The following is a 23,328-nucleotide window of genomic DNA, read 5'->3' on the forward strand; positions in this document are numbered from 1 at the left end:
ATGGCGAAGCTGAAGACGAACGCCGCTCCCGAGGAGCCCCTCGGACCGGTACCGGGCCCCGCCCAGGGCGACGAGCGCCTCCCGGGCGAGCTCACGGCGCGTGAGCTGCTCCGCTGGACGTGGCGCCAGCTCACCTCGATGCGCACCGCGCTCGTGCTGCTCTTCCTGCTCGCGCTGGCCGCGGTGCCGGGCTCGGTCATCCCGCAGACGTCGGTCGACTCCTACGCGGTGAGCCAGTGGAAGAAGGACCACACCCAGCTGGCCCCGATCTACGAGAAGCTCGGCATGTTCGAGGTCTTCTCCTCGCCGTGGTTCTCCGCCATCTACATCCTGCTCGCGGTCTCCCTCGTCGGGTGCATCCTGCCGCGCACGAAGGTCTACTGGCGCGGGTTCCGCGCGGCTCCGCCCGCGGCGCCCCGCAACCTGACCCGCCTGCCGGACTCCTCGACGTACGTCACGGCGGAGGCGCCGGAGGTCGTCCTGGAGAAGGCGCGCGCGGCGCTGCGCCGCAAGCGCTACCGCGTGGTCGTCTCCGGTGACGCCGTGAGCGCCGAGCGCGGCTACCTCCGCGAGGCCGGCAACCTGCTCTTCCACATCGCCGTGCTCGTCGTGCTCGCCGGCTTCGCCATCGGCTCGCTGTGGGGCTACAAGGGCGGCGTGATCGTCACGCAGGGGACGCAGTTCTCCAACACCCCCACGCAGTACGACGACTTCACCCCGGGCAAGCTGACCAAGGCCGGTGCGCTCGACAGCTTCTCGCTGCAGCTCGACCGGTTCGACATCGAGTGGCTCTACTCGGGCCCCCGCAAGGGCATGGCGCACAAGTTCGTCGCCGGCCTCACCTGGTGGGACGACAAGGGCACGAAGAAGACCTACGACCTGCGGGTCAACCACCCGCTGTCGATCGGCGGCACCGACGTCTTCCTGATCGGCCACGGCTACTCGCCCGTCATCACCGTCCGCGACGGCGAGGGCCACGTCGCCTACAGCGGGCCGACGCCGTTCCTCCCACAGGAGCAGCGCAACTTCACCTCCTACGGCGTGGTGAAGGTGCCCGACGCGAAGCCGAAGCAGATCGGGCTCGAGGGCCTCTTCCTGCCGACCTACAACGGCGACCCGCTGAACTCCGCCATGGGCAACGACCTCAACCCGCTCATCACCATGCAGGCCTACGTCGGCGACCTCGGGCTCAACGACGGCGTGCCGCAGTCGGTCTACTCGCTCGACACCAAGCACATGAAGCTGCTGGCCAAGCCCGGCGGCAAGCTGTTCCGCGTCGACCTGAAGCCGGGGGAGTCGGTCGACCTGCCGGGCGGCAACGGCTCGGTGACCTTCGACGGTGTGCAGCCCTGGGTCCGCCTGGAGATCGCCAAGAAGCCGGGCACCATGCTGGCCCTCGGCGGCGCGATCCTCGCACTGACCGGACTGTGCGGCTCCCTCTTCATCCGGCCGCGCCGCCTCTGGGTGCGCGCGATCCGTCGCGACGACGGCGAGACGCTGGTCGAGGTCGCCGGCCTCGACCGCTCCTCGGGAGGCGACCTCTCGGACGACCTGACCGCTTTCGTCGCTGCCCTCCAGGGCTCCGCGGCGACACCTGACGAGACCGCCGGCGCGCCCGGCGTACAGGAGGACCAGTGACAGACCAGGCGTGGGACACGCTCAGCATCCAGGCGGTCAGCGCCGCAGGCGTCGTCTACTTCCTCGCCCTGCTGGCCTACTCGGCGCAGTGGGCTGCCAAGCGGGGTCTGGCGGCCGGTGACGAGTCGCCGCGCGCGGAGGTCTTCGGGCGCTTCGCGTTCCTCCTCACCGGCGTCGCCGCCGGCGTCCACCTGCTCGCGCTCGTCGCCCGTGGCTTCGCGGCCGACCCGAACCGCGTGCCGTGGGGCAACATGTACGAGTTCACGCTCACGGCGTCCTTCGTCGCGGTGCTGGTGACGCTCGTCTTCTTCCGGCGCTGGGACCTGGGCTTCCTCGGCCCGTGGGTCGTGGGCCTGGTGATGGTCGTGCTGATGGCCGACGTCATCTGGCTCTACGAGCCGGTGGCTCCGCTGACCGAGTCGCTCTCCTCGCCGTGGCTGGTCATCCACGTCATCGCGGCGATCACCGCGACCGGCGTCTTCACCGTCGCCGGCATCGTCTCCGTGCTCTTCCTGGTCCGCGACTCCGGCCGGATGCCGTCCCTGCCTGCCGCCGAGGTGCTCGACCGGCTCGCGTACCGGCTGCACGCGTTCGCGTTCCCGATCTGGACCTTCGCAGTGCTCATCGCCGGCCCGATCTGGGCCCACCAGGCGTGGTCGCGCTACTGGGGCTGGGACCCCAAGGAGGTCTGGGCTTTCATCACGTGGGTGGTCTACGCGGCGTACCTGCACGCCCGGGCGACCGCCGGCTGGAAGGGCAAGGCGGCTGCCATCGTCGCCCTCGTCGGCCTGGCGACGCTGTGGTTCAACTTCATCGGCATCAACTTCTTCTTCGGCGGCGGGTCGCAGCACTCGTACGCCTGAGCCGGCGCCGGGTCGGGCGCGAGCTCCCGCACGTGCGGGACGCCGCGCCGTCGGTCGCGTCGCCCACGGCGCGCCGTCCTGCACGTGCAGGAGCTGGCCGGGCCGCCCCGGGGGCTCCGCGCTGCGGGTCAGGCCGTCTGCGTCAGGGGTACGTCGGGGCGCGCGACCAGCTGCTCCAGGGCGATCTCCAGCGCCGTGCTGGCGATCCCGGTCGGTGCCGGCGAGCGGTCGTGGCACGCGGCGAGCGCGGTCCGGATCGTGATGGAGACGTCCTCGAAGATGGCCCGGTCGCTGACCTCGGTGGTGCCGTCCATGAGCATGGCGAAGGTACGGGCCATGCCGCAGTTGGCGATGAAGTCGGGGATGACGGCGACGTGGCGGTCGGCGAACTCGTAGGTGGGTCCGTAGAAGATCTCCTCGTCTGCGAACGGCACGTTCGCTCCGCAGGAGACGACCTCGAGCCCGGCGGAGACCATCGCGTCGACCTGGCCGCGCGTGACCAGGCGCGAGGCCGCACAGGGCAGGAAGATCGCGGCGCCCATGGACCAGATGCGCGCGTCGACCTCCGCGAACGGCAGCAGGTCGGGCGCGACGAGCTGGTTGCCACGCCGGGTCGCGTAGAGCTCCGCGACCCGCTCGGGCGACAGGCCGTCGGGGTCGACGAGGCCACCGCTGCGGTCGATGATGCCGACGATCCGGGCGCCCATCCGGGACAGGTACGTCGCCGCGGTGGCGCCCACCGTGCCCCATCCCTGGACGATCGTGGGCTTGCCGGCCAGGTCGCCGCCGTAGAGCTCGTAGTGGTGGCGCACGGCCTCGGCGACGCCCCATCCGGTCACCAGGTCGGCGACGGTCGGCACGCCGTGGGCCCCGCCGGCCAGCGCGTACGCCGGATCGGCGACGGGCTTCGCGACCCCGGCGCGCAGGTGCCCGACGCGCTGGATCCGCTCGAAGCCCTCGGCGTGGAAGTGGCCGGTGACGATGCCCTCCTGCGGGTGCCAGAGGCCGTTGCTCTCCGTCATCGGCACGACCTCGAGCGCCTCGTCGACGTTCAGGTCGCCGCCCGTGCCGTAGTAGGCCTTGAGCAGGGGAGCGGCGGCTGCGAACCAGCGGCGGAGCACACCCTCCTTGCGGGGGTCGGAGGGGTCGAAGTCGATCCCGGATTTGGCGCCGCCGATCGGCGGGCCGGCCACGGTGAACTTGACCTCCATCGTCTTGGCCAGCGACTCGACCTCGCGGCGGTTCAGGCCCGCCCGCATGCGGGTACCTCCGCCCGCGGCGCCGCCGCGGAGCGAGTTGATGACGATCCAGCCGCGGGCCTCGGTCTCCGGGTCGTGCCACTCGAAGACGACCTCGGGAGGGGTGTGCTCGAAGCGGGCGAGAAGGTCCTTCATGCGGTCACCGTGCGTCCCGGGTCACGTGGACTGCAACATGTGACTGGCCATCTGGGCGGATCGACGATCGTGCGTCAGTGATGGCGGCCCCGAGATGGGCAGACTGCCTAGAAGAGGGACGTCATCGCGGGTAGCGGGGTGCGCGGGACGGCTTCGCGTCGACGGTCTGCAGCAGGGGGAGCGCCCGCGGCTTCACGATGCTGGAGAGCACGACGATGCTGCTCGACCGTGCGACGTAGCGGGACCGGGCGATCTGGATCAGCGTCTGCTGCAGGTCCTCGTGGGAGGCGGCCGCGACCCGGCAGAGGATGTCGTTCTCTCCCGTGGTCGCCCAGGCCTCGATCACGCCCGGGATGGCGGCCAGCTCCGCCGCCACCGAGTCGAGCTCGCCCTGGGCGATGTGCAGCTGCACGAAGCACTGGACGCCGAAGCCGGCGGCGGCGACGTCGATCTGCGGCTGCCAGCCGGCGATGACGCCGGCCTCCTCGAGCTTGCGCAGGCGGGCCTGCACCGTGGCTCGCGCGACCTTGATCCGGCGCGAGGTCTCCAGGACGCCGATCTGCGGTGCCTCGTGCAGCGAGGTGAGGAGGGCCAGGTCGATCTCGTCGAGCTCGACGGCAGTCATGGATGCTCCCAAGGGACGTGGATTACTAGGCAGATTGACTGCCAGAACTGCCTTGATCATGGCCGAAGAAGGCAGTTTGGCCAATGGTCACTGGTGCAGTTGCCGACCTCTACCGGCAGGCGTTTGATCGAGGAGACCCAGGTCACAGCCCGTGAAGGAGATCGCATGTCCCCGCACGACGTCCTCACCGAGGCCGAGCAGCGCGCCGGCCTCGACGTGCAGCAGCTCCGGCAGCTCGTCGGCCTCGTGGAGTACGACGAGACGGCCGACCCGTTCCCGATCACCGGCTGGGACGCCATCGTCTTCGTCGTCGGCAACGCGACGCAGGCCGCGGCGTACTTCCAGAGCGTCTGGGGCATGGAGCTCGAGGCGTACGCCGGCCCCGAGACCGGCCAGCGCGACCACAAGGCGTTCGTCCTGAGGTCGGGCTCGATCCGGTTCGTGCTGCGCGGCGCGGTCTCGCCCGACAGCCCGCTGATCGCCCACCACGCGCACCACGGCGACGGCGTCGTCGACATCGCCCTCGAGGTCCCGGACGTGGACCGCTGCATCGTGCAGGCGCGCTCCGCCGGAGCCACGGTGCTCGAGGAGCCTCACGACCTGACCGACGAGCACGGCACGGTCCGGGTGGCCGCCATCGCGGCGTACGGCGAGACCCGGCACACCCTCGTGCAGCGCGAGGTGGCCGGCGTCCGCTACGCCGGCGCCTACCTGCCCGGCTTCGTCCAGGCGGCCGGCGTGAAGCACGAGGAGAAGCGGCTCTTCCAGGCCCTCGACCACATCGTCGGCAACGTCGAGCTCGGGCGGATGGACGAGTGGGTCGGGTTCTACAACCGGGTCATGGGCTTCGTGAACATGGCCGAGTTCATCGGCGACGACATCGCCACCGACTACTCCGCGCTCATGTCCAAGGTGGTGGCGAGCGGGAACCACCGGGTGAAGTTCCCGCTCAACGAGCCGGCCGTGGGCAAGCGGAAGAGCCAGATCGACGAGTACCTGGAGTTCTACGGCGGCCCCGGCGCCCAGCACCTCGCGCTGGCCACCGGCGACATCCTGCGGACCGTGGACGTGCTCCGCAGCCGTGGCGTCGAGTTCCTCGACACCCCCGACGCCTACTACGACGACCCGCTGCTGCGGGCCCGGATCGGTGAGGTGCGAGTGCCCGTCGAGGAGCTGAAGAAGCGCGGGATCCTCGTCGACCGCGACGAGGACGGGTACCTGCTGCAGATCTTCACCAAGCCCCTCGGCGACCGGCCGACGGTCTTCTTCGAGCTGATCGAGCGGCACGGCTCGCTCGGTTTCGGCAAGGGCAACTTCAAGGCTCTCTTCGAGTCGATCGAGCGTGAGCAGGAACGACGGGGGAACCTCTGATGCCCCACTACCGCCGGGCCGGGGAGGTGCCGCCGAAGCGGCACACCCAGCACCGCGCCGCCGGGGGTGGGGACCTGCTCTTCGAGGAGCTGATGGGGGAGGAGGGGTTCTCCTCGGACTCCTCGTTGCTCTACCACCGCTCCATCCCCTCGGCGGTTGCCGCGAGCCGCGTCTGGGAGCTGCCCGACCAGTCGCTCGTCCCCAACCACCCGCTGCTGCCGCGGCACCTCTCCACGCACACCCTGTCGTTCGGGGAGGGCGCCGACGCGGTCACGGGGCGACGGCTGCTGCTCGGGAACCCCGACGTCCGGATCTCGTACGTCGTGGCCGACGCGGCCAGTCCCCTCTACCGCAACGGCATCGGCGACGAGTGCCTCTTCGTGGAGGACGGCTCGGGCGTCGTGGAGACGGTCTTCGGCGACCTCTCCTTCGGTCCCGGTGACTACCTCGTGATCCCGCGGGCGACGACGCACCGGATCGTCCCGTCCGGTGCGGCGCGCATCTACGCGATCGAGGGCAACAGCCACATCACCCCGCCGAAGCGCTACCTGAGCCGGTTCGGCCAGCTGCTCGAGCACGCGCCGTACTGCGAGCGCGACCTGCGGGGCCCGACCCCACCGCGGCTCGTCGACGAGCGCGACGTCGAGGTCTTCATCAAGCACCGCGTCAACGGCCTGACCGGCGGCATCGGTGGCACCGTGCACACGCTCCCGCACCACCCGTTCGACGTGGTCGGCTGGGACGGCTGCCTCTACCCGTTCGCCTTCAACGTCGACGACTTCATGCCGATCACCGGCAAGGTCCACCAGCCGCCGCCGGTGCACCAGGTCTTCGAGGGCACCAACTTCGTCATCTGCAACTTCGTGCCGCGCAAGGTCGACTACCACCCCCTGTCGATCCCGGTGCCGTACTACCACTCCAACGTCGACTCCGACGAGGTGATGTTCTACGTCGCCGGCGACTACGAGGCGCGCAAGGGGAGCGGGATCGCCCAGGGCTCGATCACGCTGCACCCCGGCGGCCACCCGCACGGCCCGCAGCCGGGCGCCTACGAGCGCTCCATCGGAGCCGAGTTCTTCGACGAGCTCGCGGTCATGGTCGACACCTTCCGGCCGCTGGACCTGGGAGAGGCCGGCCGCGAGGTCGACGACGGCGTCTACGCCGGGTCGTGGTCACGCGGCGACCGCGGCGAGTCGGGAGGGGTCGACGGATGAGCACGCTCACGCCCGCGCTCCTCGCCGGTCTGCTCGACGACGCGGCCGTCTTCCCTCCGGGCAACGCGCCGCTCGGCAGGGCGGTCGCCGACCACGCCGCGCACCTCCGCAGCCCGTACGCGGGTGCCGTGGGCCCGCTCCTCGTGCGCCCCGACGACCTGGCACGGACCGGGGAGACCGACGTGGCGGTGGTGACCGGACTCGACGAGGTCCACACGGCCGTCGCGGCCGCCGGCCCGCGGCTGCGGTGGCTGGAGGTAGCCCTGCCTGCGTCGGCGACCCCCGGTGAGGTCCGCTCCCTCGCCTCCCTCGGCACCGACGTCTTCGTGGAGGTGCCGCGAGACGACCGGGCCGAGGCGGTGCTCGCCGAGCTCGGCGTGGCCGGGCTGTGGGCCAAGTTCCGCACGGGTGGCGTGCGGGCCGACCTGCACCCGTCCGAGGCCGAGCTGGCCGTGGGGATCACTACCGCCGTCGCCTTCGGCGTGCCGTTCAAGGCGACCGCCGGGCTGCACCACGCGGTGCGGCGTACGGACCCGGAGACGGGGTTCGAGGAGCACGGCTTCCTCAACCTGCTGGTGGCGACGGGCCGCGCGGTCGACGGCGCGACGACCGCCGACGTCGAGGCTGCGCTGGCCGCGCGCGACGAAGCAGCCGTGGCGGCGGCTGCCCTCGCCCTCGACCCTGCCGTGCGCGAGGCCTTCCACTCCTTCGGCACCTGCTCGATCAGCGACCCGCTCACCGAGCTGGCCCGGCTCGACCTGCTGCCCGACGCCTGGCGGGAGGGCGCGGCATGAGGATCGAGGTCTCCCGCGACGACCCGTTCGGCCTGCACAACCTCCCGTACGGCGTGTACCGCTCCCCCGATGACCAGCGCGACGTCGCGCCGCGGGTCGGCGTACGCCTAGGGGAGCACGTCGTCGACGTGGGGCTGCTGCTCGGCGACGACGTCTTCGCGACGGGATCGCTCAATGCGTTCATGGCGCAGGGGCCGGCCCGCTGGGCCTCGGTCCGTGGAGCGCTGACGGAGGCGCTGGCCGGTGACCTGCCCGAGGCGTCGGTCCACCGTCTCGCCGAGGTGACGCTGCAGCTGCCGTTCGAGGTCGCCGACTACGTCGACTTCTACGCCTCGGAGCACCACGCCTCGAACCTGGGACGGCTCTTCCGCCCGGACGCCCCCGACCCGCTGACGCCCAACTGGAAGCACCTCCCGATCGGCTACCACGGCCGGTCGGCGTCGATCGTGGTGTCGGGCACCGACGTCGTGCGCCCCTGCGGCCAGCGGCTCCCGCCGGGCGCCTCCGCGCCTGTCGTCGGACCCTCTGTGCGGCTCGACGTGGAGGTCGAGCTGGGGTTCGTCGTCGGCACGGGCAGCCCCCTCGGCAGCCGGATCGCCACCGCGGACGCCGGGGACCACCTCTTCGGTGCCGTGCTCTTCAACGACTGGTCCGCGCGCGACATCCAGGCCTGGGAGTACGTCCCCCTCGGGCCGTTCCTCGGCAAGTCCTTCGCGTCGACCGTGTCGCCCTGGGTGGTGCCGATGGCCGCCCTGGAGGGAGCGCGGGTCCCGGTGCCCGGCCAGGAGCCGGTGGTGCCCTACCTCGCGATGGAGGAGCCGTGGGGACTCGACATCGACCTGGCGCTGGCGGTGAACGGCGAGGTCGTCAGCCGGCCGCCGTATGCCGCGACGTACTGGTCGCCGGCGCAGATGCTCGCGCACCTGACCGTCAACGGCGCCCCGACGCGCACCGGCGACCTGTTCGCCTCGGGCACGGTGTCCGGCCCGGCTGCCGGCCAGCAGGGGTCGCTGATCGAGATCGGCGAGGGCTTCCTGCAGGACGGCGACGAGGTCGTGATCAGCGGGGAGGCGCGCCTGGCCGACGGACGCCGCGTGGGGTTCGGCGAGGCGGTGGGCCGCGTCGTACCGGCGCTGCCGATGGTGGAAGGGCAGAGGGAAGAGGAGCAGGCGGATGTTTGAGGAGGCACAGCTCTACTCGCCGGTGACCGCCCACGAGGACGGCACCGCGACGGTGCACCTCGTGGAGGGGCACCCGGGTGAGCACGACCCGGACTACCGGCGCCGGCGCAACGAGATCGCGGCGGTGTCGCTGGCCTGGCGGCCCGGGCAGCCGGTGCCGCGGATCGACTACACCGAGACCGAGCACGGGGTCTGGCGCACGGTCTGCGAGCACCTGGGCCCGTTGCACGAGGAGTACGCCTGCCGCGCCTTCAACGGCGCGGTCGCCGCACTCGACCTGCCGCGCGACCGGGTGCCGCAGCTCGACGAGGTGTCCGCGGGGCTGCAGGCGCTGACCGGCTTCTCCTACGTGCCGGCCCCAGGGATCGTGCCGCTGGAGGAGTTCTACGGGTCGCTCGCGGACGGGATCTTCCACTCCACGCAGTACCTCCGGCACCACGCCGCGCCGCTCTACACGCCGGAGCCGGACATCCTGCACGAGGTGATGGGCCACGGAAACCTGCTCGCCTCACCGGAGGTGGCCGAGGTGAACCGGCTGGCCGGTGCGGCGGCGCGGCGGGTGACGACCCCCGAGGCGCTGCAGGTGGTCGCCGACGTCTTCTGGTTCACCGTCGAGTTCGGGGTGCTGTGGGAGAAGGGCGAGCTGCGCGCCTACGGCGCCGGCATCCTGTCCAGCTACGGCGAGATCGAGGAGTTCCGCTCCATGGAGATCCGGCCGATCGACTTCGCTGCCATGGCGACGATCGACTACGACATCACCCACTACCAGCCGGTGCTCTTCGCTGCGGAGTCGTTCGGCCACATGGTCGACGAGGTCGGTGCCTTCTTCGCGGCGTGCGACGACGAGACGCCCGCGCGCCTCGGCGTACGCACGGCGGGGTGAGGCGCATCCGGTCAGGGCGCGTCCGGCGGGCCCTCGCGCTTGGGCGGCTTGCGGCGGTTGAGCTGGCGGAGGAACTCCGGGTCGTCGTCCGGGCCGAGCGGACGACGCGGCTGCTGCGGACGGCGGGGGAGGAGCGGCCGGCCGGCCCGGGTGCCGTTGAGCTGACGGTCGACCAGCATCACGCAGCCGTAGATGGCGAGCGCGAGGAGCACGACGATGAGCAGGAACTTCAGCACCCTTCCAATGTAGACCGGAGGGTGTGGGCCGCGGCCGGGTGTGATGGGGCGGGCGCCTACGCTGTGCGCGTGAAGGCTTTCGTCGTGTACACCCTGCTTCGTGCGGTCCTCTTCCTCGCCGCCTGGATCCTGATCCTGGGCGTCTGGAAGCTCGTCGACGGCGGCGCCGTCACGGGTGCCCAGCTCTTCTTCGCCGCGATCGGTGCCTTCATCGTCTCGGGCGTCGCGTCCTACTTCGTGCTGCGCACCCCGCGCGAGGCGCTGGCCCAGCGGGTCGAGGCGCGCGCGGCGAAGGCGGTCTCGAAGTTCGACGAGATGCGCAGCAAGGAGGACTGATGTCGCGGGCGTGGGTTGCGGAGGCCGTACGCCGCGTCGAGGCCGATGCGAACCGCTCCGCCGACACGCACCTCCACGTCTTCCCGCTGCCGCCGTCGTGGGGCATCGACCTGTACCTCAAGGACGAGTCGGTCCACCCGACCGGGTCGCTGAAGCACCGGCTCGCCCGCTCGCTGTTCCTCTACGGCCTCTGCAACGGCTGGATCTCGGCCGGTACGACCGTCGTCGACGCGTCCTCGGGGTCGACCGCCGTCTCCGAGGCCTACTTCGCGCGGCTCCTCGGACTGCCGTTCGTGGCCGTCATGCCACGGGCGACCTCGCCGGAGAAGGTCGCGCTGATCGAGTTCCACGGCGGGCGGTGCCACCTGGTCGACGACCCGTCGTCGGTGTACTCGGTCGCGCGCGCCCTCGCGGAGGAGTGCGGCGGGCACTACCTCGACCAGTTCACCTACGCCGAGCGTGCCACCGACTGGCGGGGCAACAACAACATCGCCGAGTCGATCCTCGCGCAGATGTCCCGCGAGCCACACCCGGTGCCGTCGTGGGTCGTGGTCGGCGCCGGCACCGGCGGCACGTCGGCGACCATCGGCCGCTACCTCCGCTACCAGCAGCTGCCCACACGGCTCTGCGTCGTCGACCCCGAGGGTTCGGCCTTCTACGCGTCGTGGACCTCCGGGTCGGCGGACGTGACCGCGTGCGGCTCCCGCATCGAGGGGATCGGGCGACCGCGGGTCGAGCCGTCGTTCGTCCCCGGGGTCGTCGACCACATGATCCAGGTGCCCGACGCCGCCTCGATCGCCGCGATGCGCTGGTGCTCGTCGGTGACCGGTCGCCTGGTCGGTGCCTCGACGGGCACCTCGCTCTGGGGCGCCCTGCAGCTGGTCGGCGAGATGCGGGCCCGCGGTGAGCAGGGGTCGGTCGTCACGCTGATCTGCGACGGCGGCGAGCGCTATGCGCACACGTACTACTCCGACAGCTGGCTCTCCGACCACGGCATCGACCCGGCGCCGTACCTGCGCGAGCTCGAGGCGCTGCTGTCCTCCTGAGGCTGCCGCGGGGCCGACCGCCCGAGGTCAGGCGATGAGGAGGCCGGCGAAGACGCCCGCGCCGAGCAGCAGCTCGGCGATGCCGGTCTTCTGCAGCACCGGGATCAGGCCCGGACCGGTCGCACCGGACGTGACCACGCGGACGCCCTTCAGCGCAGGCACGAGGAAGACCAGGCCGAGCAGGGCCCACGCGCTGGTGAGCGCCGCCAGCGCGACGAGCGCGCCGAGGGCGGCAGCGGTCAGGGCGGCGTACAGGCCCCGGGTGCGGTGGTCGCCGAGCCGTACGGCGAGCGTCATCTTGCCCGAGACCGTGTCGGTGGGGATGTCGCGCAGGTTGTTGGCGACGAGGATCGCGCAGGCGAGGGCACCGATCGCTGTGCCGGCGAGGAGTGCCGGGAGGAGCCAGATGTAGGGGTGGGGACTGTCCGGGCACGGGATGTAGCAGTGCCTGGCGAGCGAGGAGCCCGCGACGTAGAGGATCCCGGACTCGCTCTCGCCGCCGCCGAACATGCTGAGCGGCGTGCGCCAGACCTGGACGAACGTGGTGCCGACGGTCGCGACGAGGCCGAAGAAGACGAAGACCATGAGCTCGCCCAGGCCGAGGTAGCCGTAGGGCTTCGAGCCACCGGTGTAGAACCAGGCCGCGACGACGCAGACGAGACCGACGGCGATCAGCCACCACGCGGTCGACAGCGCCAGGACGGTGCCGGCGAGACCGGCGACGCCGAAGCTGATCAGCATCGCGCGCTTCACCGCCGCGGGGGTCGCCTTCTTCGAGCCGACGAGGCGCATCGGGCCCACGCGGTCGTCGTCGGTGCCGCGGATGCCGTCGGAGTAGTCGTTGGCATAGTTGACGGCCACCTGGAGCGCCAGGCTCACGACCAGCGCGAGGGCCGCCGCCCACCAGACGGCGTGGGAGATCCACGCGGCCACACCGGTGCCGGCGAGGACGGGAGCGACGGCGGCGGGAAGCGTGCGCGGACGGGCGCCGGCGATCCATTCAGCGGGGGTTGCCATGGCAGGTGATTCAAGCAGGCTTGCGCACCATGTCGATGTGCGGGATGCCCGCTTCCTCGTAGATGTCGCCGACCGGCTCGAAGCCGTGGCGTCCGTAGAACCCGCGGAGGTGGTCCTGGGCGCCGAGCATGATCGGTGTCGCGGGCCAGAGCTTCTCGCAGGCCGCGACCGCGCGGCGTACCAGCTCGGTGCCGGTGCCGCCGCGGGCCTCCTTCGCCACGACGACCCGGCCGACGTGGGACGCGGCGTGGTGGTCGGGCTCCAGGAGGCGTGCGTACGCGACCAGCTCGGCGCCCTGCCACCCGAAGAGGTGGTGGGTCTCGCCCTCGAGGTCGCGCCCGTCGATCTCGAGGGCGGCCGGGACCTGCTGCTCGTCGACGAACACCACCCCGCGGAGGTGCAGCATCGCGTAGGTCTGGCGCGCGGTCAGGCCGCGGTGGTGGACGAGCTGCCAGGTGAGGTGCATGGGGCAAGTATCCGACGCCTCCCCGAGCTGGCGTCGGCGGTAGGTTCTGGCCATGTCCTCGTCACCCGCGCCGCTCCGCCTCTCCGGTGACGCGTACGCCGACATCGACGCCCTGCGCCGCTGGATGGACGGCACCGACGAGCAGCGGCTGCTCATCGAGACCTCCGGTTCGAGCGGTACGCCGAAGCGCGTGCTGCTCTCGCGGGAGGCGATGCTCGCCTCCGCCGAGGCCAGCGCCTTCACGCTGCGGGCGTCGGGCCCGTGGGTCCTCGCGCTGCCGTCGAGCTACGTCGCCGGCGTCAACGTCATCGTCCGGTCGCTCTTCGCCGGCTACGAGCCGACCGTCGTCGACGAGCACGGCCTGGGCTGGGCGATCACGGGCGCAGAGGCGCGCGACCACACCGCTCCGGTCTTCCTCTCGCTCGTCCCCACCCAGCTCGCGCGGGCCCTCGACAACGGCGCCGAGCGCCAGGCCCTCGCTCGGTCGGTGCACACGGTGCTCCTCGGCGGCGGTCCGATCGACCCGGTCCTGCGCGCTCGCGCGGAGGAGGCGGGCATCCGCGTCGTCGCGACCTACGGTGCCAGCGAGACCAGCGGAGGCTGCGTCTACGACGGCTACCCCCTCGACGGCATCGAGCTCGGCCTGACCGACGACGACCGGATCCGGATCCGCGGCCCGGTCCTCTTCGACGGCTACCTCGACGACCCGGCACTGACCGCGGAGACCCTGGTCGACGGCTGGTACCTCACCTCCGACCTCGGCACGCTCGCCGAGGACGGACGGCTCAGTGTCCTGGGCAGGGTCGACGACATGCTGATCAGCGGCGGCGTGAAGGTGCCCGCTCCGGTGGTGGCCCGGCGGCTGTGCGAGCACCACGCGGTCGCGGCGGCCGAGGTCGTGGGCGTCGAGGACCCGGAGTGGGGCCAGGCGGTGGTCGCGGTCGTGGCGACGCCGGGTCTCGCGTCGATGCCGGCGATGACGCTGCTCGAGGCGCGTTCGTGGGTTGCCGCGGCACACCCGCGCACCTGGGCACCCCGCCGGCTCGTCGTGGTCGAGGAGCTCCCCCTCCTGACCAACGGCAAGGTGGACAGGCAGGCCGTCCGCGCACTGGCGGAGGCGGCCACGTGATCGAGCAGCACGTGTTCTCGGTCCCGATGCGCACGCGCTTCCGCGGCATCACCGTCCGCGAGGGCATGCTCCTGCACGACCCCGCCACCGGCGGCTGGGGTGAGTGGTCCCCCTTCCTCGAGTACGACGACGAGGTCGCCCGCCCGTGGCTGCAGTGCGCGCTCGAGGCGATGCGGAGTGAGTGGCCTGCACCGGTGCGCGACACCGTGCCGGTCAACGTGACGGTGCCCGCTGTCGACCCCGAGCGCGCGCACGCCATCGTCACCGCCGGCGGGTGCCGCACCGCGAAGGTCAAGGTCGCCGAACCCGGACAGTCGCTGGCCGATGACGAGGCCCGCCTCGAGGCCGTGCGCGATGCGCTCGGACCCCACGGCCTGCTCCGCATCGATGCCAACGGCGCCTGGGACGTCGACACCGCTGTCGCCGCCCTGGCCGCACTGGACCGTGCTGCCGGCGGCCTGGAGTACGCCGAGCAACCGGTCGCCTCGGTCGAGGACCTCGCGCGCGTGCGCCGTCGGGTCTCTGTGCCGATCGCGGCGGACGAGTCGATCCGCCGTGCCGCGGACCCCTACCGGGTGCGCGACCTCGAGGCGGCCGACATCGCCGTCCTCAAGGTGCAACCGCTCGGGGGTGTCCGGAGCTGCCTGCGCATCGCGGAGGAGATCGCGCTGCCGGTCGTCGTGTCGAGTGCACTCGAGACCTCCTTCGGGATCGCGGCGGGGGTCGCGCTCGCGGCCGCGCTGCCGGAGCTGCCCCACGCCTGTGGCCTGGCCACAGTCCAGCTCCTGACCGACGACGTCGCAGAGCACCCGCTGCTGCCGGTGGACGGTGCGCTCCCGGTCGCCCCTGTGCACGCAGACCGGGCCGCACTGGGCCGGCTGGCCGCCGACTCCGAGCGCACCGCCCACTGGCAGGCGCGGCTGGACCGGGTGCGGCAGGATCAGCGCCTGTGAACGCCTCGACCCTCCTCGCCCGCGCCTGCATCCAGGAGCTGGTCGACGCCGGCGTCACCGACCTGGTCCTCGCGCCCGGAAGCCGCAACGCCCCGCTCGCGTTCGCGGCGTACGACGCGGACCGGCAGGGCGTGCTGCGCCTGCACACGCGCATCGACGAGCGGACCGCGGGCTTCCTCGCGCTGGGGCTGGCCAAGAGCGGCCGTCGGTCGGCGGTCGCCTGTACGAGCGGCACCGCCGTCGCCAACCTGTTCCCGGCGGTCATGGAGGCCGCGCACACCGGCGTGCCGCTGGTCGTGGTCACGGCCGACCGGCCTGCGGGACTGCGCGGCACGGGCGCGAGCCAGACGACCGACCAGGTCGAGGTCTTCGGGCGCTTCGCCCGGTTCCTCGACGTCGCTGCCGCTGACCTTTCGGGACCCGACCTCGGCGATGTTCGATCGCTGCTCGCCTTCCCGTCGGGCCGGTTCGCCATCGACGACCGCCGCCCGAGCGCGGTCGCGCACCTCAACCTGCAGTTCGAGCTTCCGCTCACCCCGCCGGTGGACGGTCCGGCGACCTACACGGCCAGGGCGACCGAGCCCGGCTCCTGCCGGGTCGCGGTCACCTCCGCCGACGCCCACCAGCTGGCGCCCGGTCCGCGCACGGTCGTCGTGGCGGGTGACGACGCCGGTGCCCGCGCGCGCCAGCTCGCGGAGGCGGGAGGCTGGCCGCTCTTCGCCGAGCCGACCTCGGGGTCGCGGACGGGCCCCCACGCGCTGCGGACCTACCGCCTCCTCCTCGACGGCGACCTCGGCCGCTCCATCGAGCGCGTGGTGGTGGTCGGCCATCCGACGCTGAGCCGTCCCGTGGCCCGCCTGCTCGCCCGCGACGACGTCGAGGTGATCTCCCAGCGGACGGCGGGCATCTGGCCGGAGCGCCCGTTCGCGGTCGCCTCCGAGCACGACGCCCTGTGGGCTCCCGACGCCGAGCCGGACACCGCCTGGCTGGACGCGTGGCGCGACCTCGACCGGTCCGTCTCGCGCCAGCTGGACCGCCTCCTCCAGGAGCAGCCCGAGCTGACGCCCTGGGAGGTCGCCGCGGCGACCCACGCGGCGCTTCCTTCGGGAGGCCTGCTCGTGGTCGGCGCCTCCAGCCCGATCCGTGACCTCGACGTCATGGCGCCGCCCCTGCCGGTCGGCGGCCGGCGCAAGGTCATCGCCAACCGGGGCCTGGCCGGCATCGACGGCACCGTCTCCACCGCCATCGGTGCCGCGCTCGCACGCAGCACCCGCGACCCCGACGCGCGCACGATCGCGCTGATGGGCGACGTGACCTTCCTCCACGACGCCGGTGGCCTGGTCATCGGCCCGGCCGAGCCCCGCCCCGACCTGACGATCGTCGTGGTCAACGACGACGGTGGCTCGATCTTCACGATGCTGGAGCAGGGCGCGCCGACGTACGCCGAGCAGTACGACCGCCTCTTCGGCACACCCCACGGAGTCGACATCGCCAGCCTGTGCGCGAGCACCCGCACGCCGCACTGGAAGGTCGAGAGCCTGCCGGAGCTGCAGCAGGCCCTGGACAGCCCCAACGGCGGCATCGAGGTGATCGAGGTGCGCGTGCGTCGCGACAACCGCCGCGAGCTCGACGCAGCCATCCGCGCCCTCGGCTGACCCGACGCCCGCCGGCACGGCAGGATCACCCCGTGGAGATCGCTTTCCTTCTCGTCCTGCTCGCCGTCGCGGTGCTCGCCGGCACGTCGCTCTCGGAGCGCATCGGCCTTCCGGCGCCGCTCGCGCTGATCGCGATCGGTGTGGTGGGCGCCTACGTCCCCGGGATCCCGGAGGTGCACCTGCACCCCGAGGTGGTCCTCCTCGGGCTGCTGCCGCCGCTGCTCTATGCGGCCAGCCTCCAGACCAGCCTGGTCGACTTCAACGCCAACCGCCGTCCGATCCTGCTGCTCAGCGTGGGCCTCGTCGTCTTCACGACGGTCGGGGTGGGGGCCGTGGTGCACGCCCTCCTCCCTGGTGTCGGCTGGCCTGCGGCCCTCGCGATCGGCGCCGTCGTCGCCCCTCCCGACGCCGTCGCCGCGACCGCCATCGCGCGCCGCATCGGCCTGCCCCGTCGCCTCGTCACCATCCTCGAGGGGGAGTCGCTGCTCAACGACGCGACCGCGCTCGTCGCCCTGCGCACCGCCGTCGCCGCCGGCACCGTCGGCGTCTCCGCACTCCACGTCACCCTCGACTTCGCCCGCGCTGCCGGCGGCGGCGTGCTCGTCGGTCTGGTGGCCTTCGTCGTGGTCGCCAAGGTCCGCCGGCTGCTCACCGACGCCGTGCTCGACACCGCGGTCTCGCTGGTCACCCCCTTCGCGGCGTACGTCGCGGCGGAGCGCCTCGAGGCCTCCGGGGTCATCGCGGTCGTGGTGGCCGGGCTCCTGCTCGGCCACAAGGCGCCCATCCTGCAGTCGGCGCCGAGCCGGATGGCGGAACGGACCAACTGGCGCACGATCGCCTTCGTGCTCGAGCACGCGGTCTTCCTCCTCATCGGCCTGCAGGCCGCGTGGATCGTGCAGGACGCCGCGCACTCGGCGTTCGGCTGGGGACGGATCGCGGCCGTGTGCACCGCGAGCCTCGCCGCCGTGATCGGCCTGCGCCTCCTCTGGGTCTTCCCTGCCCGCTACCTGCTGGTCCGTCCCGGCCCGGACCTCGCGACGGGTCGGCAGACGCCGTGGACCTACACCTTCCTGCTCGGTTGGGCGGGCATGCGTGGTGTGGTCACGCTGGCCGCTGCGTTCGTGATCCCGGACGACACCCCGCACCGTGAGGTGCTGCTGCTGGTGGCGTTCACGGTCGTGGCCGGCACGCTCTTCATCCAGGGCCTCACGCTGCCGGTGCTGGCGCGCCTCCTGCGGGTGCCGAGCCCGGACCCCGCCGAGGACGCCCTGGCCCGCGCCACCCTGCTCCAGCAGGCGACGAAGTCGGCCCACGCCCGCCTCGAGGAGCTCGAGTACGACGACCGCCACGGCGTGGTCGACCTCGTGCGGCAGCAGATGGACCGCCGCAACTTCGCGGCCTGGGAGCGGCTCGCGACCGCCGAGGACCACGAGAGCCCGAGCGACCTCTACGCGCGGATCCGGCTCGAGCTGATCGCGGCGGAGCGCAGCCGCGTGCTGGAGATCCGGAGCGAGGGCACCGTGCCGTCGACCGTGGTGCGGCAGGTGCTCGCGATGCTCGACGTCGAGGAGTCGGTGCTGCTCACCGCCACGGCCGAGCGGGCCCGCGTGGTCAGCGCCGCGAGCATGCGCCAGAGCGGCGCCGACTGCGCCCACCTGCGCGCCGCACCTGCCATCGTGACCACGGGCACGGCCTGCGAGGAGTGCGTGGCGGAGGGACGCTCGTGGGTCTCGCTACGCGAGTGCCTCGCCTGCGGGCACACCGGGTGCTGCGACTCCTCGGCGGGCCAGCACGCGACGGCACACTTCCACGCGACCGGGCACCCGGTGATCCAGTCGGCCGAGGCCGACGAGGACTGGCGCTGGTGCTACATCGACCACACCACGGCGTAGCGTCGGGCCCATGCGGATCATCAAGTTCGGTCACTCCTGCGTCCGGATCGAGCACGAGGGTCGTGTTCTCGTCATCGACCCGGGCGGGTGGACGAGCGCCGAGGCGGTCGACGGCGCGGACGGGGTGCTCATCACCCACGAGCACCCCGACCACGTGAGCGCCGACCTGCTGCGGCGTACCGATGCAGAGGTCTTCACCATCGGCGGAGTCGCCCAGCTGCTCGCCGCGGAGGCTCCCGACGTGCGGGAGCGGGTGACGGTGCTGCAGCCGGGTACCGGCCTCACGGTCGCCGGCTTCCAGGTCGAGACCGTGGGCGAGATGCACGCGGAGATCCACCACGAGATCCCGCGGATCCACAACAGCGGCTACCTCGTGAGCGACGGTCACACCCGGCTCTTCCACCCGGGTGATGCGCTGACCGCGCCGGGGGAGCACGTCGACGTGCTGTGCCTGCCGGTGAGCGCCCCGTGGCTGAAGATCGGCGAGGCGATCGACTTCGCCCGCGGTGTCGGCGCCGCCCACAACCTGGCGATCCACGACGAGATCTACAGCGAGCGCGGCCTCGGGGTCGTCGACGGGCACCTGGGCCGGTTCCTCGGCGCCTCAGGCCTGGACTACGCGCGTGTCCCGGAGGCGACCGAGCTCAGCTGGTGAGCGCGTCGCGCACCGGCACGAACTTCGCCTGCGACTCCGCCAGCTCCGCCTCGGGGTCCGAGCCGCCGACGATGCCGCAGCCGGCGAAGAGCCGGACGGTCGAGCCGTCGATGACGCCCGAGCGCAGCGCGATGCCCCACTCGCCGTCGCCGCTGGCGTCCATCCAGCCGACGGGGGCGGCGTAGCGGCCGCGGTCCATGCCCTCGATCTCGCTGATCAGCGCACGCGCGACGGGTGTGGGGGTGCCGCCGACGGCGGCGGAGGGGTGCAGGGCGGCAGCCAGCTCGAGCGAGCTCTCGCCGTCGCGCGCGACACCGGCGACGTCGGTCGCGAGGTGCAGCACGTTGGGCAGATGCAGTACGAACGGCGCCTCGGGCACGTTCATCGAGGAGCAGTACGGCTCGAGCGCCTCGGCGACCGAGCGGACGGCGTACTCGTGCTCCTCGAGGTCCTTGCTGGAGTGGGCGAGCATCGCGGCCAGAGCGAGGTCGCGCTCGTCGTCGCCGGTGCGGCGGATGGTGCCGGCGAGCACGCGGGAGGTGACCAGGCCGCGCTCGCGGCGGACCAGCATCTCGGGGGTGGCGCCGAAGAGACCGTCGACGTGGAACGTCCAGCACGTCGGGTACGCCGAGGCGAGCCGGCGCAGGGGCCAGCGCGGGTCGATCGGGGCGGAGGCCTCGGCGATGAGGTCGCGGGCGAGCACGATCTTCTCCAGGTCACCGGCCTCGATGCGGGAGACCGCGTCGGCGACGACCGCCATCCAGGCCGGTCCGCTGAGCGCGCCGTCGCTGAACCGGAGGTCGGCAGGCGCGGCCGGGGCATCCGTCGGCTCGAGCGACGGCTTCGCCCCGCCGACGGTGGTGACCCAGAGGAGGTCGCCGCGGCGTCCGACGACGACCGAGGGCACGACGAGGACGGAGTCCGAGGCCCCCGGCTCGTCGGAGAAGGTGAACGCGCCGAAGCAGACCAGGCCGCTGCCGGGCTCCTCGACCTCGTCGGTGACGGTCGCCAGCGCCGTCGTCTCGGACCACCACTTCGCGGCGTCGGAGAAGCGCGTCGGGCCGGTGGTGCGCACCGAGGCAGCGACGCCCCAGCCCACGAGCCCCTCGCCGCGGCGCAGCCAGCTCAGCGGGGCCTCGGCCGGGAGGAGGTCGACCAGCGCGCCGACCGCTGCCGCGTCCGACGCGGGGACCAGCGCGGTCCGTACGTCGAGGGGGGTGCGGACCTCTGAGGTCCCCCCGGCGGTCTGGGTCATGCGCGCAGCCTAGTCCGGCGACCATCGCGCACGTGGACCGCCTAGTCTGTGCCCCGTGACCCGAGCCGAGCTGGACAAGAAGCCCACCGACGTACGCCGCATGTTCGACGCCGTCGCCAAGCGCTACGACGTGACCAACACCGTGCTCTCGGCGGGCATCGACCGGCACTGGCGCAAGGAGATGATCGCGGCCGTGGGCGCGCGCCCCGGCGACCGCGTCCTCGACCTGGCTGCCGGCACGGGCGTGTCGTCCGTGCCGTTCGCGGAGGCCGGCGTCCACGTCGTGCCGTGCGACTTCTCGGTCGGCATGCTGCAGGCAGGCAAGAAGGTCCGCCCGACCCTCAACTTCGTCGCGGGCGACGGCACGAAGCTGCCGTTCGCCGACGACACCTTCGACGCGGTCACCATCTCCTTCGGCCTGCGCAACTTCGTCGACACCGTCGCGGGCCTGAAGGAGATGCGGCGCGTTACGCGCCCCGGCGGCCGGCTGGTCGTCTGCGAGTTCTCGCACCCCACCAACGGTGCCTTCCGCACGCTCTACCTCGAGTACCTGATGAAGGGCCTCCCGGCGATCGCCAAGGCCGCGTCCTCCTCGCCCGACGCCTATGTCTACCTCGCCGAGTCGATCCGTGCCTGGCACGACCAGGCGGGGCTGGCCCGCCTGCTCCAGGAGGCGGGCTGGACGCACGTCGAGCACCGCAACCTGACCGGCGGCATCGTCGCCCTGCACCGAGGTGTGGCCTGACCATGAGCTCTCCTGCTGACGCGCTCTTCGGACTCGGCACCCCCGCGCGCGACGAGCGCGAGGCCCAGGTCATCGTCGTGGGCGCCGGACCGGCCGGTGCCGCCACGGCGTACCACCTCGCGAACGCCGGGATCGACGTGCTGCTGCTGGAGAAGTCGTCGTTCCCGCGCGACAAGGTCTGCGGCGACGGCCTCACCCCGCGCGCGGTCAAGCAGCTGATCGGCATGGGCTTCGACCTCGACGAGCCGGGCTGGCAGAAGAACAAGGGCCTGCGCATCATCGGCGCGGGCCACCGCATCGAGCTGCCGTGGCCCGAGCTCGCCAGCTTCCCGGCGTACGGCATGGTGCGGCCGCGCATGCAGCTCGACGAGCTGCTCGCCCGTCACGCCCAGAAGGCCGGCGCCCGCCTGCTCGAGCGCACCTCGGTGACCGGGCCGGTCCTCGACGCCGCCGGCCGCATCGTCGGTGTCACCGCCAAGCCCCTCGACGCCAACGGCCGCCGGGCCGGCGACGACGTGACGTACCGCGCGCAGCTCGTCGTCGCGTGCGACGGCGTGTCCTCCCGGCTGGCCACCGGCCTCGGCATCACGCGTCGCGAGAACCGTCCGATGGCGGTCGCAGCACGCGCGTACTACAAGACGCCGATGCACGACGACCCGTGGATGGAGTCCTGGCTGGAGCTGTGGGACGGCAAGCCGGGGGAGTCCAACCAGCTTCCCGGCTACGGCTGGATCTTCCCGTGCGGCGACGGCACGGCCAACGTCGGCCTCGGCATCCTCGACTCCTCGGCAGCGTTCCGGACCTACGACTCCAAGGCCGCGATCCGCACCTGGCTCGCGCACACGCCGGAGGAGATGGGCTTCAGCGACCCGTCCAACCTCGTCGGCGAGGTCCGCTCGGCCGCCCTGCCGATGGGCTTCAACCGCAAGCCGCACTACCGCAACGGCCTGCTCCTGGTCGGCGACGCGGGTGGCATGGTCAACCCGTTCAACGGCGAGGGCATCGACTACGCCCTCGAGGCCGGCCACATGGCGGCGGAGGTCATGGTCCAGGCGCTGGCCCGTCCGGCGGGCCTGCAGCGGGAGCGGGTCCTCCACGGCTACCAGGCGGCGCTCGACCAGGCCTACGGCGGCTACTTCACCCTCGGCCGCGGCTTCGCGAAGCTGATCGGCAACCCGAAGGTCATGAAGCTCGCGACCAGGCACGGCCTGCCGCGCCCGGCACTGATGCGGTTCACGCTGAAGCTGATGGCGAACCTCACCGACCACAAGGGCGACGCCCACGACCGGATCATCAACGCGCTGGCGAAGATCGCGCCCGACGCCTGATCGTTGCGGCTGCGCGACCTCTCGCACGTGCAGTACGCCGCGCCGAGCTCCGGCACAGCGTGGGCGCATCGTCATGCACACGCAGGACGACGCAGCGCGACACGCACGTCGCGGATCCGCTTCCCGGTGCATCCCGACGCGCGTTCTCGACGGCCGGACCCCTGCAGCACAAAGGAATCCGGGTGATCCGGACACGCATCCGGGGTGCCCTGTTGACGTCACCCCCTGGGTCGTACAGTGTGAGCCGGGCCACTCAAGTGAATGGATTCACAAGCGCGCAGGAGGGTGTGTGGAGCTCTACGTCCCGGTGTTGGCGCTGGCCGTGCTGGCGGCAGGATTCGCGATCTTCTCGGTCGTGATGAGCAGCTTCACCGGCCCGAAGCGCTACAACCGCGCGAAGCTCGATGCCTACGAGTGCGGCATCGAGCCGACGCCCAACGCGCTGAGCGGCCGCTTCCCGGTGAAGTACTACATCGTCGCGATGCTCTTCATCGTCTTCGACATCGAGATCGTCTTCCTGTACCCGTGGGCGGTCCACTTCGACGCCCTCGGCTGGTTCGGGCTGGCCGAGATGGCGATCTTCCTGGCGACGGTCTTCGTCGCCTACGCCTACGTGTGGCGCCGCGGCGGCCTGGACTGGGACTGAGGGAAC

At 72.1% G+C, this 23,328-nt stretch carries 23 protein-coding genes; 17 read left to right on the forward strand and 6 right to left on the reverse strand.

The window, feature by feature from the left end:
- Positions 1–1,638 (forward strand): cytochrome c biogenesis protein ResB, encoded by a 1,638-nt coding sequence (gene resB, locus Q5722_RS09475; RefSeq protein WP_305027969.1) that lies wholly within the window; start codon positions 1–3, stop codon positions 1,636–1,638.
- Positions 1,635–2,501 (forward strand): c-type cytochrome biogenesis protein CcsB, encoded by an 867-nt coding sequence (gene ccsB, locus Q5722_RS09480; protein ID WP_305027970.1) that lies wholly within the window; start codon positions 1,635–1,637, stop codon positions 2,499–2,501. Before resB ends, ccsB begins: the two co-directional genes overlap by 4 nt.
- Before the next feature lie 128 nt (positions 2,502–2,629).
- On the opposite strand, the gene Q5722_RS09485 is transcribed toward ccsB, so the two are convergent.
- Positions 2,630–3,895, reverse strand: a complete 1,266-nt coding sequence (locus tag Q5722_RS09485) for a Glu/Leu/Phe/Val dehydrogenase dimerization domain-containing protein (protein WP_305027971.1) — start codon at positions 3,893–3,895, stop codon at positions 2,630–2,632.
- 121 nt (positions 3,896–4,016) lie between these two features.
- Positions 4,017–4,520 carry an Lrp/AsnC family transcriptional regulator gene (locus tag Q5722_RS09490; RefSeq protein ID WP_305027972.1) on the reverse strand — a complete coding sequence of 168 codons (504 nt, stop codon included), beginning with the start codon at positions 4,518–4,520 and terminating at the stop codon, positions 4,017–4,019.
- A gap of 165 nt (positions 4,521–4,685) precedes the next feature.
- Between Q5722_RS09490 and hppD the strand changes: the two genes are divergently transcribed.
- Genes hppD through Q5722_RS09515 form a run of 5 tightly spaced genes read left to right on the forward strand, consistent with a single transcriptional unit; the run spans position 4,686 to position 9,963 of the window.
- On the forward strand, positions 4,686–5,891 hold the full coding sequence (hppD, locus tag Q5722_RS09495) for a 4-hydroxyphenylpyruvate dioxygenase (protein WP_305027973.1): 1,206 nt from the start codon (positions 4,686–4,688) through the stop codon (positions 5,889–5,891).
- Complete coding sequence (locus Q5722_RS09500) at positions 5,891–7,105, forward strand: homogentisate 1,2-dioxygenase (protein ID WP_305027974.1); 1,215 nt, start codon at positions 5,891–5,893, stop codon at positions 7,103–7,105. Before hppD ends, Q5722_RS09500 begins: the two co-directional genes overlap by 1 nt.
- The gene (locus Q5722_RS09505) at positions 7,102–7,899 is read left to right on the forward strand and encodes a hypothetical protein (RefSeq protein WP_305027975.1); all 798 of its coding nucleotides are present in this window, start codon (positions 7,102–7,104) and stop codon (positions 7,897–7,899) included. The genes Q5722_RS09500 and Q5722_RS09505 overlap by 4 nt, the downstream gene beginning before the upstream one ends.
- The gene (locus tag Q5722_RS09510) at positions 7,896–9,080 is read left to right on the forward strand and encodes a fumarylacetoacetate hydrolase family protein (protein WP_305027976.1); all 1,185 of its coding nucleotides are present in this window, start codon (positions 7,896–7,898) and stop codon (positions 9,078–9,080) included. The genes Q5722_RS09505 and Q5722_RS09510 overlap by 4 nt, the downstream gene beginning before the upstream one ends.
- Positions 9,073–9,963 (forward strand): phenylalanine 4-monooxygenase, encoded by an 891-nt coding sequence (locus Q5722_RS09515; RefSeq protein WP_305027977.1) that lies wholly within the window; start codon positions 9,073–9,075, stop codon positions 9,961–9,963. Before Q5722_RS09510 ends, Q5722_RS09515 begins: the two co-directional genes overlap by 8 nt.
- Positions 9,964–9,974: 11 nt before the next feature.
- On the opposite strand, the gene Q5722_RS09520 is transcribed toward Q5722_RS09515, so the two are convergent.
- The gene (locus tag Q5722_RS09520) at positions 9,975–10,199 is read right to left on the reverse strand and encodes a hypothetical protein (protein WP_305027978.1); all 225 of its coding nucleotides are present in this window, start codon (positions 10,197–10,199) and stop codon (positions 9,975–9,977) included.
- A 69-nt stretch (positions 10,200–10,268) separates the two neighbouring features.
- On the opposite strand from Q5722_RS09520, the gene Q5722_RS09525 reads away from it, so the two are divergent.
- Positions 10,269–10,535, forward strand: a complete 267-nt coding sequence (locus Q5722_RS09525) for a DUF4229 domain-containing protein (RefSeq protein ID WP_305027979.1) — start codon at positions 10,269–10,271, stop codon at positions 10,533–10,535.
- Positions 10,535–11,581 carry an L-cysteine desulfhydrase Cds1 gene (gene cds1, locus Q5722_RS09530; RefSeq protein WP_305027980.1) on the forward strand — a complete coding sequence of 349 codons (1,047 nt, stop codon included), beginning with the start codon at positions 10,535–10,537 and terminating at the stop codon, positions 11,579–11,581. The genes Q5722_RS09525 and cds1 overlap by 1 nt, the downstream gene beginning before the upstream one ends.
- 27 nt (positions 11,582–11,608) lie before the next feature.
- Here the strand turns inward: cds1 and Q5722_RS09535 are convergent, their stop codons facing one another.
- Together Q5722_RS09535 and Q5722_RS09540 are read right to left on the reverse strand one after the other, a co-directional pair.
- Positions 11,609–12,598 carry a 1,4-dihydroxy-2-naphthoate polyprenyltransferase gene (locus Q5722_RS09535; RefSeq protein WP_305027981.1) on the reverse strand — a complete coding sequence of 330 codons (990 nt, stop codon included), beginning with the start codon at positions 12,596–12,598 and terminating at the stop codon, positions 11,609–11,611.
- A gap of 10 nt (positions 12,599–12,608) precedes the next feature.
- The gene (locus Q5722_RS09540) at positions 12,609–13,064 is read right to left on the reverse strand and encodes a GNAT family N-acetyltransferase (protein WP_305027982.1); all 456 of its coding nucleotides are present in this window, start codon (positions 13,062–13,064) and stop codon (positions 12,609–12,611) included.
- Between the two features lie 52 nt (positions 13,065–13,116).
- Here Q5722_RS09540 and Q5722_RS09545 point away from each other — a divergent pair, with 52 nt between their 5' ends.
- Genes Q5722_RS09545 through Q5722_RS09565 form a run of 5 tightly spaced genes read left to right on the forward strand, consistent with a single transcriptional unit; the run spans position 13,117 to position 19,348 of the window.
- The gene (locus Q5722_RS09545; protein ID WP_305027983.1) at positions 13,117–14,193 is read left to right on the forward strand and encodes an AMP-binding protein; all 1,077 of its coding nucleotides are present in this window, start codon (positions 13,117–13,119) and stop codon (positions 14,191–14,193) included.
- Positions 14,193–15,146, forward strand: coding sequence for an o-succinylbenzoate synthase (locus tag Q5722_RS09550; protein WP_305028356.1), 954 nt, complete (start codon positions 14,193–14,195; stop codon positions 15,144–15,146). The genes Q5722_RS09545 and Q5722_RS09550 overlap by 1 nt, the downstream gene beginning before the upstream one ends.
- Positions 15,143–16,801, forward strand: a complete 1,659-nt coding sequence (gene menD / locus Q5722_RS09555) for a 2-succinyl-5-enolpyruvyl-6-hydroxy-3-cyclohexene-1-carboxylic-acid synthase (RefSeq protein WP_305027984.1) — start codon at positions 15,143–15,145, stop codon at positions 16,799–16,801. Before Q5722_RS09550 ends, menD begins: the two co-directional genes overlap by 4 nt.
- 32 nt (positions 16,802–16,833) lie before the next feature.
- On the forward strand, positions 16,834–18,693 hold the full coding sequence (locus tag Q5722_RS09560; protein WP_305027985.1) for a Na+/H+ antiporter: 1,860 nt from the start codon (positions 16,834–16,836) through the stop codon (positions 18,691–18,693).
- A 10-nt stretch (positions 18,694–18,703) separates the two neighbouring features.
- The gene (locus Q5722_RS09565) at positions 18,704–19,348 is read left to right on the forward strand and encodes an MBL fold metallo-hydrolase (protein ID WP_305027986.1); all 645 of its coding nucleotides are present in this window, start codon (positions 18,704–18,706) and stop codon (positions 19,346–19,348) included.
- On the opposite strand, the gene Q5722_RS09570 is transcribed toward Q5722_RS09565, so the two are convergent.
- A complete protein-coding gene (locus Q5722_RS09570) occupies positions 19,338–20,603 on the reverse strand; it encodes an isochorismate synthase (RefSeq protein WP_305027987.1) in 1,266 nt (421 codons plus the stop codon). The two genes, Q5722_RS09565 and Q5722_RS09570, sit on opposite strands and share 11 nt — an antisense overlap.
- Positions 20,604–20,658: 55 nt before the next feature.
- Between Q5722_RS09570 and Q5722_RS09575 the strand changes: the two genes are divergently transcribed.
- The 3 genes from Q5722_RS09575 to Q5722_RS09585 all read left to right on the forward strand — a co-directional run bounded on the left by Q5722_RS09575 (position 20,659) and on the right by Q5722_RS09585 (position 23,322).
- Entirely contained in the window at positions 20,659–21,348 is a 690-nt protein-coding gene (locus Q5722_RS09575; protein WP_305027988.1) for a demethylmenaquinone methyltransferase, read from the forward strand.
- 2 nt (positions 21,349–21,350) lie between these two features.
- Complete coding sequence (locus Q5722_RS09580; protein WP_305027989.1) at positions 21,351–22,676, forward strand: geranylgeranyl reductase family protein; 1,326 nt, start codon at positions 21,351–21,353, stop codon at positions 22,674–22,676.
- Positions 22,677–22,965: 289 nt separating this feature from the next.
- On the forward strand, positions 22,966–23,322 hold the full coding sequence (locus Q5722_RS09585) for an NADH-quinone oxidoreductase subunit A (protein ID WP_305027990.1): 357 nt from the start codon (positions 22,966–22,968) through the stop codon (positions 23,320–23,322).
- The last annotated feature ends 6 nt before the right edge of the window (positions 23,323–23,328 follow it).

The organism is Nocardioides jiangxiensis, assembly GCF_030580915.1.
GTDB lineage: Bacteria > Actinomycetota > Actinomycetes > Propionibacteriales > Nocardioidaceae > Nocardioides > Nocardioides jiangxiensis.

Excerpts from the sequence above, each read along its gene's own strand:
- Q5722_RS09510 (WP_305027976.1), top strand. The coding sequence starts at position 7,896 with ATGAGGATCGAGGTCTCCCGCGACGACCCGTTCGGCCTGCACAACCTC.
- Q5722_RS09500 (WP_305027974.1), top strand. The coding sequence starts at position 5,891 with ATGCCCCACTACCGCCGGGCCGGGGAGGTGCCGCCGAAGCGGCACACC.
- Q5722_RS09580 (WP_305027989.1), top strand. The coding sequence starts at position 21,351 with ATGAGCTCTCCTGCTGACGCGCTCTTCGGACTCGGCACCCCCGCGCGC.
- Q5722_RS09565 (WP_305027986.1), top strand. The coding sequence starts at position 18,704 with ATGCGGATCATCAAGTTCGGTCACTCCTGCGTCCGGATCGAGCACGAG.
- Q5722_RS09490 (WP_305027972.1), bottom strand. The coding sequence starts at position 4,520 with ATGACTGCCGTCGAGCTCGACGAGATCGACCTGGCCCTCCTCACCTCG.
- hppD (WP_305027973.1), top strand. The coding sequence starts at position 4,686 with ATGTCCCCGCACGACGTCCTCACCGAGGCCGAGCAGCGCGCCGGCCTC.
- Q5722_RS09545 (WP_305027983.1), top strand. The coding sequence starts at position 13,117 with ATGTCCTCGTCACCCGCGCCGCTCCGCCTCTCCGGTGACGCGTACGCC.
- Q5722_RS09535 (WP_305027981.1), bottom strand. The coding sequence starts at position 12,598 with ATGGCAACCCCCGCTGAATGGATCGCCGGCGCCCGTCCGCGCACGCTT.
- resB (WP_305027969.1), top strand. The coding sequence starts at position 1 with ATGGCGAAGCTGAAGACGAACGCCGCTCCCGAGGAGCCCCTCGGACCG.
- cds1 (WP_305027980.1), top strand. The coding sequence starts at position 10,535 with ATGTCGCGGGCGTGGGTTGCGGAGGCCGTACGCCGCGTCGAGGCCGAT.
- Q5722_RS09540 (WP_305027982.1), bottom strand. The coding sequence starts at position 13,064 with ATGCACCTCACCTGGCAGCTCGTCCACCACCGCGGCCTGACCGCGCGC.
- Q5722_RS09515 (WP_305027977.1), top strand. The coding sequence starts at position 9,073 with ATGTTTGAGGAGGCACAGCTCTACTCGCCGGTGACCGCCCACGAGGAC.
- Q5722_RS09505 (WP_305027975.1), top strand. The coding sequence starts at position 7,102 with ATGAGCACGCTCACGCCCGCGCTCCTCGCCGGTCTGCTCGACGACGCG.
- Q5722_RS09570 (WP_305027987.1), bottom strand. The coding sequence starts at position 20,603 with ATGACCCAGACCGCCGGGGGGACCTCAGAGGTCCGCACCCCCCTCGAC.
- Q5722_RS09485 (WP_305027971.1), bottom strand. The coding sequence starts at position 3,895 with ATGAAGGACCTTCTCGCCCGCTTCGAGCACACCCCTCCCGAGGTCGTC.